This is a genomic window from Cellulomonas algicola, from assembly GCF_003851725.1.
GTDB classification, from domain to species: domain Bacteria; phylum Actinomycetota; class Actinomycetes; order Actinomycetales; family Cellulomonadaceae; genus Cellulomonas; species Cellulomonas algicola.
In genome coordinates this window covers 1-11,058 of record NZ_BHYL01000259.1, presented here as the reverse complement: position 1 = coordinate 11,058, position 11,058 = coordinate 1, and the positions used below count along the sequence as shown (strand labels likewise).

11 protein-coding genes are annotated in these 11,058 nt (G+C 75.0%); 3 read left to right on the top strand and 8 right to left on the bottom strand.

Annotated features, from left to right (window positions below; genetic code table 11):
• Positions 1-29: 29 nt before the first annotated feature.
• The 4 genes from CTKZ_RS15645 to CTKZ_RS15630 all read right to left on the bottom strand — a co-directional run bounded on the left by CTKZ_RS15645 (position 30) and on the right by CTKZ_RS15630 (position 4,213).
• Positions 30-1,754, bottom strand: coding sequence for a DUF885 domain-containing protein (locus CTKZ_RS15645; protein ID WP_124343813.1), 1,725 nt, complete (start codon positions 1,752-1,754; stop codon positions 30-32).
• 71 nt (positions 1,755-1,825) lie between these two features.
• A complete protein-coding gene (locus CTKZ_RS15640; protein ID WP_124343812.1) occupies positions 1,826-2,053 on the bottom strand; it encodes an acyl-CoA carboxylase epsilon subunit in 228 nt (75 codons plus the stop codon).
• Positions 2,050-2,586 carry a hypothetical protein gene (locus CTKZ_RS15635; RefSeq protein WP_124343811.1) on the bottom strand — a complete coding sequence of 179 codons (537 nt, stop codon included), beginning with the start codon at positions 2,584-2,586 and terminating at the stop codon, positions 2,050-2,052. The genes CTKZ_RS15640 and CTKZ_RS15635 overlap by 4 nt, the downstream gene beginning before the upstream one ends.
• Before the next feature lie 13 nt (positions 2,587-2,599).
• Positions 2,600-4,213 (bottom strand): acyl-CoA carboxylase subunit beta, encoded by a 1,614-nt coding sequence (locus CTKZ_RS15630; protein WP_124343810.1) that lies wholly within the window; start codon positions 4,211-4,213, stop codon positions 2,600-2,602.
• Between the two features lie 179 nt (positions 4,214-4,392).
• Here CTKZ_RS15630 and CTKZ_RS15625 point away from each other — a divergent pair, with 179 nt between their 5' ends.
• Positions 4,393-5,268 (top strand): biotin--[acetyl-CoA-carboxylase] ligase, encoded by an 876-nt coding sequence (locus tag CTKZ_RS15625; RefSeq protein WP_200829775.1) that lies wholly within the window; start codon positions 4,393-4,395, stop codon positions 5,266-5,268.
• A gap of 14 nt (positions 5,269-5,282) precedes the next feature.
• Complete coding sequence (locus tag CTKZ_RS15620; protein ID WP_235843511.1) at positions 5,283-6,389, top strand: adenylate/guanylate cyclase domain-containing protein; 1,107 nt, start codon at positions 5,283-5,285, stop codon at positions 6,387-6,389.
• A 27-nt stretch (positions 6,390-6,416) separates the two neighbouring features.
• Here CTKZ_RS15620 and CTKZ_RS15615 read toward each other — a convergent pair whose 3' ends face one another.
• Complete coding sequence (locus CTKZ_RS15615; RefSeq protein ID WP_124343808.1) at positions 6,417-7,157, bottom strand: SOS response-associated peptidase; 741 nt, start codon at positions 7,155-7,157, stop codon at positions 6,417-6,419.
• A 180-nt stretch (positions 7,158-7,337) separates the two neighbouring features.
• Here CTKZ_RS15615 and CTKZ_RS15610 point away from each other — a divergent pair, with 180 nt between their 5' ends.
• Positions 7,338-8,777 carry a multidrug effflux MFS transporter gene (locus CTKZ_RS15610; RefSeq protein WP_124343807.1) on the top strand — a complete coding sequence of 480 codons (1,440 nt, stop codon included), beginning with the start codon at positions 7,338-7,340 and terminating at the stop codon, positions 8,775-8,777.
• Between the two features lie 51 nt (positions 8,778-8,828).
• Here the strand turns inward: CTKZ_RS15610 and CTKZ_RS15605 are convergent, their stop codons facing one another.
• The 3 genes from CTKZ_RS15605 to CTKZ_RS15595 form a co-directional block, all read right to left on the bottom strand.
• Positions 8,829-10,079, bottom strand: coding sequence for a pyridoxal phosphate-dependent aminotransferase (locus CTKZ_RS15605; protein ID WP_124343806.1), 1,251 nt, complete (start codon positions 10,077-10,079; stop codon positions 8,829-8,831).
• Positions 10,080-10,153: 74 nt separating this feature from the next.
• Positions 10,154-10,276, bottom strand: coding sequence for a molybdopterin oxidoreductase (locus CTKZ_RS15600; RefSeq protein ID WP_124343805.1), 123 nt, complete (start codon positions 10,274-10,276; stop codon positions 10,154-10,156).
• A gap of 111 nt (positions 10,277-10,387) precedes the next feature.
• Positions 10,388-10,912 carry a hypothetical protein gene (locus CTKZ_RS15595; RefSeq protein WP_235843510.1) on the bottom strand — a complete coding sequence of 175 codons (525 nt, stop codon included), beginning with the start codon at positions 10,910-10,912 and terminating at the stop codon, positions 10,388-10,390.
• Positions 10,913-11,058: the final 146 nt, after the last annotated feature.

Genomic DNA, 11,058 nt, shown 5'->3' with positions numbered 1-11,058 from the left:
GCCGCCCCTCGCGTCGTGCGCGGACGCCGTCAGGACGTCGCGAAGACCTGCTTGAGCACGTCGAGCGGCAGCGCGCCCTGCTCGAGGGCCGTCGCGTGGAACGCGCGCAGGTCGAACGCGTCGCCGCGCGTGCGCGCCGCACCGGCCGCCGCGTCACGCGTCTGCTCCCAGAGGCGCTGGCCGATCTTGTACGACGGCGCCTGCCCGGGCCAGCCGAGGTAGCGGGTCCACTCGAACCGCACGAACGACTCGGGCATGTTGACGTTGGCCCGCAGGAACGTCCAGCCCTTGTCGGCGTCCCACGTGCCGCCGCCCCACTCCGCGGGCGCCTCCAGGCCGAGGTGCACGCCGATGTCGAAGACGACGCGCGCGGCGCGCAGGCGCTGGCTGTCGAGCATGCCGAGCCGGTCGCCCGGGTCGTCGAGGAAGCCCAGGTCGGCCATGAGCCGCTCGGCGTACAGCGCCCAGCCCTCGCCGAAGCCCGAGGTCCAGCACGCGAGCCGGCGCCACTGGTTGAGGGTGTCGCGCGCGTGCACGGCCTGGCCGATCTGCAGGTGATGGCCGGGGACGCCCTCGTGGTAGACGGTCGTCTTCTCGCGCCACGTGTTGAACGTCGTGACGTCGGCGGGGACGGACCACCACATGCGGCCGGGGCGCGTGAAGTCGTCGCTCGGGCCCGTGTAGTAGATGCCGCCGGTCTGGGTGGGCGCGATGCGGCACTCGAGCGTCCTGAGCGCGTCGGGGATGGCGAAGTGCACGCCGTCGAGCGCGTCGATCGCCGCGTCGGACGTCTCCTGCATCCACGCGCGCAGGGCGTCCGTGCCGTGCAGCGTGCGCGACGGGTCGGCGTCCAGGGCGGCGACGGCCTGCTCGATCGTCGCGCCCGGGCCGGCGACCTGCGCGGCGACGGCCTCCTGCTCGGCGACGACGCGCGCGAGCTCCTCGAGCCCCCACCGGTACGTCTCCTCGAGGTCGACGGTCGCGCCGAGGAACGCGCGCGAGAACAACGCGTACCGGTCGCGGCCGACCGCGTCCTGCTGCGGCGCCTGCGGCGCGAGCTCGTCGCGCAGGAACGTCGCGAGCGTGCCGTACGCCTGCCGGGCCGCGGCCGCGCCGCGGTCGAGCTCGCCGCGCACGAGCGCGCACGCCGCGGACTCGTCGAGCGCCGCGTCGACGTCGGCGCCCGTGACGAACGTCGTGAAGAACGACGACGCCGGGTCCGCGAGCTCGGACGCCTGGCGGGCGGCCTCCTCGACCTGCCGGACCGCCGCGACGTCCCCGCGCGACGCGGCCAGGCGCAGCGACTCGACGTAGCCGTCGACCGCGCCGGGCAGCGCGTTGAGGCGCGCGGCGACGTTCTCCCAGTCCTCGATCGAGCCGGTCGCCATGATGTCGAAGACGTCGCGCAGCTCCTGGACCGGCGACGCGATGTTGTTGAGGTCGCGTAGCGGCTCGCCGGCCGCGTGCAGCTCGAGCTCGAGGCCCAGGCGCTCGCGCATCGCCGCGAGGGTCAGCTCGTCGACCGCGTCGACCGGTGCGAGGCCGTCGAGGGCCGTGAGCGTGGCACGGGTCTGGTCCGCGCGGGCGTCGTGGCCCGCGGGCGAGAAGTCGGTCATCTCGTGCTCGTGGCCCGGCAGGCCGATCGCCGTCGCGGCGAGCGGGTGCAGGGCGGCGGCGGCCGTGATGTGGGCCTCGGCGACCGCGTCGATCGGGGTGGGCTGGCGGGCTCCGCTGGGGGTGGGCGTCGTCGTCACCCGGACGACCCTACTCGCGGGTACGCCGCCGCCGGCGTCAGCCGCGCAGGCTCCGGATGCCGCGGGCGACGTCAGCCGCGCAGGCTCCAGCGCCACGCGTCGGGGCCCGGCTGGGGGGCCGACGCGCCGCGCAGGACGCGTCGGCGGTCGGACCACGCGGAGGTCGCCGCGACCTGCTCGTCGGCGCCGTGCGCGTCCTGCGACGACGCCGCCACGAGGCCCGCGACCAGCGCCGCGAGCTCGACCTCGTCGGGTGCGCCGCGCACGACGTGCACGTGCGCGCCGGTCTGCTCGCTCACCCGTCGACCTCCCCGTCCTCGTCCTCGTCGAACGCCACCGGGGCACCGCGCGAGGCACCCCACTCGGTGACCTCGAAGCCGGCGTCGACGAGCCGCTGCGCGACGTCCGCACCGCCCGCGTCGACCAGGTCGAGCACCGAGTCGAGCGACAGGTCGGAGGTCGCGGGCGGCTGCCCGACGACGAACCCGAGGTGGAACGTGTCGACGTCGGTGCGCTCGGGCGCCGCGTCCGCGTCGCCGTGGTCGTCGTCCGACCACGACATGCCCGTCAGGTCGGCGTGCAGGCCGAGCCGGCTGTGCAGCAGGTCGTACAGCTGCGCGTTGAGCCCGCCGATCTCCGACTCGAGCGACAGCACCCGCGGGTCCTCGTCGGCCTCGTGCGCACCGAACTCCGCGCGCACCCCCACGGCCGTCTCGACGTACGCGTGCAGCGCCGTCGTCAGCCGGTCGACGGCCGCGTGCAGCTCCAGGGCGTCGACGCCCGTCAGCGGCTCGAGGCCGTGGGTGTGCTCGTCGTGGTCGTGCTCGCTCACGCGTCCTCCGTGCTCACAGGGGGATGTTCCCGTGCTTCTTGGGCGGCAGGCTCGCGCGCTTGGTGCGCAGCAGGCGCAGCGCCCGGGTGATCTCCGACCGGGTCTGCGAGGGGGCGATGACGGCGTCCACGTAGCCGCGGTCCGCCGCGTCCCACGGGTTGACGATCGCCTCCTCGTACTCCGCCGTGAGGCGTCGGCGCTCGGCCTCGACGTCCCCGCCGGCCTCCGCGACGCCCTTCAGCGCACCGCGCTGGAGGATGTTCACGGCGCCGCCGGCCCCCATGACCGCGATCTGCGCGGTCGGCCAGGCGAGGTTGACGTCGGCGCCCAGCTGCTTGGACCCCATGACGATGTACGCGCCACCGTACGCCTTGCGGGTGATGACCGTGACCAGGGGGACCGTCGCCTCCGCGTACGCGTAGATGAGCTTCGCGCCGCGCCGGATGATGCCGTTCCACTCCTGGTCCGTGCCCGGCAGGAAGCCCGGCACGTCGACGAACGTCAGCACCGGGATGTTGAACGCGTCGCACGTGCGCACGAACCGCGCGGCCTTCTCGGCGGCGTTGATGTCGAGCGTGCCCGCCATCGCCATCGGCTGGTTCGCGACGATGCCGACGGGCTGACCCTCGACGTGCCCGAAGCCGATGAGCACGTTCTGCGCGTACAGCGGCTGGATCTCGAGCAGCACCCCGTCGTCCAGCACGTGCTCGACGACCGTGCGCATGTCGTACGGCTGCGTGTCCGAGTCGGGGACGATCGCGTCGAGCTCCTCGTCCTCCTCGGTCACGTCGAGCGGTGCCTCGTGCGGGAACGCGGGCGCGTCGGTGAGGTTGTTCTGCGGCAGGTACGACAGCAGCGAGCGGACGTAGTCGATCGCGTCGTCCTCGTCGGACGCCATGTAGTGCGCGACGCCCGAGCGCGTGCTGTGCGTCGTCGCGCCGCCGAGCTCCTCGAAGCCGACGTCCTCGCCCGTGACCGCGCGGATCACGTCCGGGCCCGTGATGAACATGTTCGACGTGCCGTCGGCCATGACGATGAAGTCCGTGAGCGCGGGGGAGTACACCGCACCGCCCGCCGACGGGCCGAGGATCAGGCTGATCTGCGGGATCACGCCCGACGCCGCGACGTTGCGGCGAAAGATCTCCGCGAACTGCGTGAGGCCCGCGACGCCCTCCTGGATGCGCGCGCCGCCGCCGTCGCTGATGCCGACGAGCGGCACGCCCGTGCGCAGCGCGAGGTCCATGACCTTGGTGATCTTCTGGCCGTGCACCTCGCCGAGGCTGCCGCCGAAGACCGTGAAGTCCTGCGAGTACACGCACACGGGGCGGCCGTCGACCGTCCCGTACCCGGTGACGACGCCGTCGCCCGGGATGCGCTTCTTGTCGAGCCCGAAGTTCGTCGAGCGGTGCCGCACGAGCGCGTCCAGCTCGGTGAACGAGCCCGGGTCGAGCAGCGCCTCGACGCGCTCGCGCGCCGTCTTCTTGCCGCGCGCGTGCTGCTTGTCCGCCGCGCCCTGCTCGGCGACCTCGGCCGCCCGGGTCCGCTCGGCGAGGTCGGCGAGGCGGGCCGCGGTGCCGCGCGGGGCGGTGCCGGGGGCGGGAACGCCTGTCTGGTCCGTCTGGGTCACCCGACCGAGGCTAGTTGTGGAACCCCACCAGGCACCTGCAGGGCGATGACCGTGTTCGGGGCGTCGGGTCGTCGGAACCCCACAACCGGGTGCCCCGGGCGTTGTGCGCGGCCGCTCGGGTGCGCCCTCCGTCACGGACCACCTGACGGGCCGCTCGTCGCGGGGTCATCATGGGCGGCATGACGTCGTCCTCGTCGCCCGACCGTCCCGCGCTCGACGCGGACGCGCTCCGCTCGCTCCTGCTGCTCCCGGCGGGCCCGCTCGCGCGGATCGACGTCGTCGCGCGCACGGGCTCGACCAACGCGGACCTCGTCGCCGCCGTCACGGCCGACCCGGACGCCTGGCCCCACGCGAGCGTGCTCGTCGCCGACCAGCAGGACGCCGGCAGGGGCCGCGCCGGTCGCGGCTGGGAGACGGCTCCCGGGACGTCGCTCACCTGCTCGTTCGTCGCCCGGCCGGCCCTGCCGGCGCGCACCTTCGGGTGGCTGCCGCTCCTCGCCGGGCTCGGTGCCGTCACCGCCGTGCGTGCGACCGCCGGCGTGCCCGCCGTCCTCAAGTGGCCGAACGACGTGCTCGTCCCCGCGGGCACCGAGGTCGCGGGCTGGGGTGCCGTACGCAAGGTCGGCGGCATCCTCACCGAGGTCGTCCCCACGCCCACGGGCGTCACGCCCGCCGTCGTCATCGGCATCGGCGTCAACGTCGCGCAGCGCGCCGACGAGCTCCCCGTCGAGCACGCGACGTCCCTCGCGCTCGCGGGCGCGCAGCACGTCACACGCGAGGCGCTGCTCGTCGCGCTCGTCACCGCGCTCGACGACGTCGCCACGCGCTGGCGCGACGCCGGGGGTGACGCCGTCGCCTCGGGGCTCGCCGACGAGGTCGCCGCGGTGTGCGCGACGCTCGGCACGCCCGTGCGCGTCGAGCTGCCCGGCGGCTCCGAGCTCGCGGGGATCGCCGAGCGGCTCGACGACGACGGGGGACTCGTGGTGGTCGACGCCGCCGGGGCCGCGCACCACGTCCTCGCGGGTGACGTCCGTCACGTGCGGTCCGGGGCGTGAACTAGGCTCGGCACGTGCCCGACGACGGTTCCCCGCCCGCCACCGCTGCCGGGCGACCCGTCGACGAGACCGCGGTCGCCGAGTCGACGGTCGGCGAGCTCGAGGCCCAGCTCCTGGGCGGCGCCCGCCGCTACAGCGCCCACGACCTGGCCCGACGCGCCCACATCGACGTCGACATCGTCCGCGGCTTCTGGACGACCGTCGGCCTGCCGCACGCCGACCCCGACGACACCGTCTACACCGAGCGCGACGCCGAGGCCGTCGACCGGGCCGTCGCCCTGGTCCGCGAGCACGGGCTCGACATCCGCACCGTCCTCACCGTCACGCGCGCGCTCGGCCACACCGCCGACCGCCTCGCGCTGTGGCAGGTCGAGGCGCTCGTCGAGGACATGGAGACGCGGTACGAGCTCGACGACACCACCGCGCGCCTGCTGACCCTCGACCGGCTCGCCGACCTCGCGCCCCTGCTCGAGGCGCAGCTCGTGCACGCCTACCGCCGGCAGCTCGCCGCGATCGCCGGCCGGTACGCCGCCGAGTTCGGTGCGCAGCGCTCCCCGGGCGTCGACGCGTCCGCGCTGCCCCTCGCCCGGGCCGTCGGGTTCGCCGACATGGTGTCCTTCACGCGCCGCACCGCCGGGCTCGGGTCGACCGACCTGTCGCAGTTCGTGCAGCGCTTCGAGGCCGCCGCGCGCGACGTCGTCACCGGCGCGGGCGGCCGGGTCGTCAAGACCATCGGCGACGCCGTGCTCTTCGTCGCCGACACCCCCGCGACCGGTGCGCGCGTCGCGCTCGGGCTCGCCGAGGCCCTCGGGGGAGCGCTCGACGTCGACCGCGAGCAGGCCGTCGGCGGGCTCGCCGAGGGTGCGCGCGGCGTCACGCCCGTGCGCGTCGGGTTCGTCTGGGGGCGCGTGCTGTCCCGGTTCGGCGACGTGTTCGGCCCCGACGTGAACCTCGCCGCTCGGCTCACCGACATCGCCGAGCCGAGCACCGTCCTCACCGACCCCGAGACCGCCCAGGTACTCGGGGGCGACCCGCGCTTCGTCCTCGACGAGCGCCCCGCCCTCGACCTGCAGGGCATCGGCACGGTTACCCCGTACCGCCTCACCGCCGCCCCGGTCTGACGGCTGAGGGCGACGGTCGGGCCGACGTCAGAGCAGCGTCTCATCCGGGTCGACCGGTTCGAGGAGCTGGGGGCCGTTGTTGCGGACCGAGCTGACGAGCGTCGACACCGGGGTGGCGATCAGGCGGGGAGACGGGGCTTCGAGCAGGCGGCGGGCCTCGTCGGCGCCGGACGACGGGTCGAGCCAGGCGTCCCACGCATCGCGGCGCAGCATGAGCGGCTGCCGGTCGTGGATGTGGGCGTGCTCCTCCGAGGCGGGGCGCGTGATGACGGTCGCGCTGACGACCCAGCGGTCGGGGTCGTCGTCGGACTTCGTCGGGTCCTTCCAGAACTCGTACAGCCCGGCGAGTGCGACGAGGTCGTCGTCGGCCGGGTGCAGGTAGAACGGCTGCTTCGTGCGGGTCAGTGCGCCCGGCTCGGGCTTCTTCCACTCGTAGTAGCCGTCGGCGGGGAGCAGGGCGCGGCGGGCGGCGAAGGGGCGCGAGAACGCGGACTTCTCGGCGACGGACTCGACGCGCGCGTTGATCATGCGGGCGCCGACGGACGGGTCCTTGGCCCACGACGGCACGAGGCCCCAGCGGGCGACGCGGAGCTGGCGCGTGATCTCGCCCGTCTCCTTGTCGGCGCGCTCGACGACCATGCGCACGCCGTCGGTCGGGGCGACGTTCCACGACGGCGGGAGCAGCCGGACGTCGTCGGCGACGGTCGCGATCGCGAACTCGTCGGCCAGGGCCTGGTCCTCGCGGAAGGAGGCGTAGCGACCGCACATGCGGGCCAGCCTGCCAGGTCGCACCGACACGCGCGGACGCTCTCGACCCGGCACTGGAGACGGCAAGAACCGGGCGAGGACCCGCCGACCCAGACGGGCGAGAACTCGCGCCGCGGACGTGACGGGACCCATATCGAATCGATTCGCGTCGGCGCGGATCGGGTGCGACCATGGAAGGCGATGACCGCGCGCCCCGCCTCCAGCACCCCTGCGGCGCCGCCCACCCCCCGGACCGCCGCACACGTCACCGCCCCCACCGCGTCCGCCCCCGCGGACGCCACTGCCCCGACCGCCGGGTCGGGCACGCTCACACCGACCCTCGGGTCGCGCGCGACCCCGCAGACGACGCCCGCCGACGCCGTCGCGCCCACGAAGCCGTCCGACACCGCCCCGTCGCCCGCAGCCACCGACGACGCGCCCGCCTACCGGCCGAACGCGAAGTACGTGCTGCTGCTCGGCCTCATGTGCGCGCTGCCGGCGATCTCGACCGACATCTACCTGCCGTCGCTGCCCGACGTCGCGCGCGACCTGAACACGTCCGCGACCGCGGCGCAGCTCACCATGACGGCGATGCTGATCGGCGGCGCCGTCGGCCAGCTCGTCATCGGCCCGCTGTCCGACCGGTTCGGTCGCCGCAAGCCCGTGATGGTCGGCGTCGCGCTGCACGTCGTGACGTCGCTGCTGTGCGCGGTCGCCCCGGCGATCATCCCGCTCATCGCGCTGCGCTCGATGCAGGGCTTCTTCAACGCGTCCGCGACCGTCGTCGCGATGGCTGTCATCCGCGACCGGTTCGTCGGCTCGGACGCCTCCCGGCTCATCTCGCGGCTCATGCTCGTCATCGGGGTCGCACCGCTGTTCGCGCCGTCCATCGGTGGTGTCATCGCCGGTCAGGCGGGCTGGCGCGCGGTCTTCGTCGCGCTCGCGGTGTTCGGCGTGGTGCTGTGGCTGATCGTCTGGCGCCGCCTGCCCGAGACGCTGCCGCCCGACCGCCGCCGCCACGGCGGCCTGCGCACGGCCCTGGCGGGGTACCGCGGGCTCCTGCGCGACCGGCACTTCGTCGCGCTCGCCGTCATGCCGGGACTCGGCGTCGCGGTGCTCATGAGCTACGTCGTCGCCTCCCCGTTCGTGCTGCGTGAGGGCTTCGGGCTGTCCGAGCACCAGTTCTCGCTGCTGTTCGCGATCAACGGCATCGGCCTCGTCGCCGGTGCACAGGTCAACGCCGCGCTCGTGCGGCGGCTCGCGCCGATCCGCATCGTGCGCGTCGTCCTGCCGCTGTCGCTCTCGCTCACGGTGGTGCTGCTCGTGCTCGCCGTCACCGGCCTGGGTGGGCTGTGGGGACTGCTCGTGGTGCAGTGGCTCGTGCTCGCGCTGGTGAACTTCGTGCCGCCCAACGCCTCGGCGCTCGCGCTCAGCCGCCACGGCGAGATCGCGGGGACGGCGGCGGCGTTCATCGGCGCGGCCCAGGCCGGCGTCTCCGGCGTCGTCAGCCCGCTGTCGGGCCTGCTCGGCGGTGACGCGGTCGCGATGGCGGTCGTCATGGTCGGTGCATCGGTCGCCGCGCTGCTCGTGCTCGCGCTCGCGACTCCCGCCTACCGCCGCGGCGGCGCCTGGACGGGCTGACCGCCCGGCCGCCGCACCGTCCGCGGTGACGCCCCGCCCTCCGCAGAGGTGTCAGGGCGTGCGCAGCCGCGACAGGCGTGCGACGGCTTCGTCGAGGACCTCGTCGCGCTTGACGAACGTGAACCGCACCCACGAGCGCAGCGCCCGGTCGACGTCCGACCCGTCGTGCGTGAACGCGGTGACCGGCACGCCGACGACGCCCGCGAGCCCGGGCAGGGCGCGGCACAGCGCGGCGCCGTCGTCGAAGCCCAGCGGCGCGGAGTCGGCGAGCACGAAGTAGGTCCCCTGCGGGCGGACGACGCCGAACCCCGCGGCCTCGAGCCCGGCGCACAGCCGGTCGCGTCGCGACGCGAGCGACGCCGCGAGGTCCCGCACCCACGCGGCGACGTCGGGGTCGCGCAGCGCGAACGCGACGGCGGGCTGGAACGGCGCGCCGGACACGTAGGTGAGGAACTGCTTGACGGTCCGCACCGCCGTGACGAGGTGCTCGGGGCCCGTGACCCACCCCACCTTCCACCCGGTGAACGAGAACGTCTTGCCCGCGGAGGAGATCGTCAGCGTGCGCTCGGCCATGCCGGGCAGCGTCGCGATCGGCACGTGCCGCACACCCGGGTCGAGGACGAGGTGCTCGTACACCTCGTCGGTCACGACGAGCGCGTCGTGCGCGGTCGCCAGGCGGGCGACGGCCGCGAGCTCGTCGGGCGTGAGCACGGTGCCGGTCGGGTTGTGCGGGGTGTTGAGCAGGACGAGCCGCGTGCGGTCGGTGAAGGCGGTGGCGAGCGCGTCCAGGTCGACGCGGAACCCGTCGGGCGTCGCGCGCAGGGGTGCGGTCGTGTGCGTCGCGCCGGACAGGGCGATGACGGCGGCGTACGCGTCGTAGAAGGGCTCGAGCGTCAGGACCTCGTCGCCGGGGCCGGCGAGCGCGAGGACCGCGGCGGCGAGCGCCTCGGTCGCGCCCGTCGTGACGAGCACCTCGCGGTCGGGGTCCGGGTCGAGGCCGTAGTGCGCTTTCTGGTGCTCGGCGACCGCGTGCCGCAGTGCGGGGATCCCTGGCCCGGGCGGGTACTGGTTGCGGCCGTCGGCGATGGCCTGCGCGGCGGCCCGGGCGACAGACGCGGGGCCGTCGACGTCGGGGAAGCCCTGGCCGAGGTTGACCGACCCGGTCGACTCGGCGAGCGCGGACATCTCCGCGAAGATCGTCGCCCGCACCTGGCCGTCGGGGGCGAGCAGCCCCGACGCGCGGGCGACCTCACGCCACCGTCCGTGCCCGATGCCGTGCTGTGCGTCGTCGCGCTCGCCCATCCGGCGAGGATAGGTCCCGTGGGCGCGTGACGAGGAGCCGCCCGCGTCCCGCGTCCCGGGGTGCGGCGTGCCGGTCAGAGACCGACCGCGCCGACCAGCCCGACGACGAGCAGGACCGCGAGCGACGCCCACGCGCACACCACCCACCACTCCACGTGGTGCTGGCGTCCCACTCGGGACGGCTGCCGGTCGCTCATACCTCCACCATCGGCAGGTGTGGCGCAGGTCTCAACGTGCCGCGCGGGCGAACCCGGAAATCACCCCAACGGCCGTGCAGGACGCGGGACCGCCACGACAGGGTCGTCGGGTCAGCTGCCCGTGGCCGCACGGAGGTCGTCACCGAGGCTGCCGAGCTCGGCGGCCAGGGAGTCGAGGGCGTCGGCTGCCTCGCCGCCCGCGTCGGCCTTGGCGGCCTCGAGGTCGGCGCGGGCGTCCGCGACCTGCTGCTCCGCGTCCGCGACGCGCTGCTGCGCCTCCGCCGACGCGTCCTGCTGCGCGGCCTCGAGCGCCGACTGCGCCTCGGTCACGGCGGCCTCCGCCTCGTCGACCGCGGACTGCGCCTGCGTGCGGGCCTGCTCGTCGAGGCCGGCGATCTTCGCGCGGGTCTCCTCGACCTGGGTGCCCACCTGCTCGGCGTGCGCGCGCGCCTCGTCGACCGCGGCGCGCAGGTCGCCGACCGCGTTCTCGGCCGCGGTCCGGGCGTCCTTCGCGGACTGCGCGGCCTGGTCGATGTCGGCGTCGGAGCACCCGGCGAGGCCGAGGGCGAGGCCCACGGCGAGGGCCGGGGCGGCGGCACGGACGAGCAGCGGGCGGGCGTGCGGGCGTGCGGTCACGGGGTCCTCCTACAGGACGGGCGGGGGCAGGTCCGGCGGATCGGTGCCACAGTCTGCCCGCGTCCGCGCTGGGCGGCACCCCGAGCGACACCGGCGCCGGCGTGCCGCCCCCGCCGCGCCGTGTCCACGACCTGCGCCGACGTCGG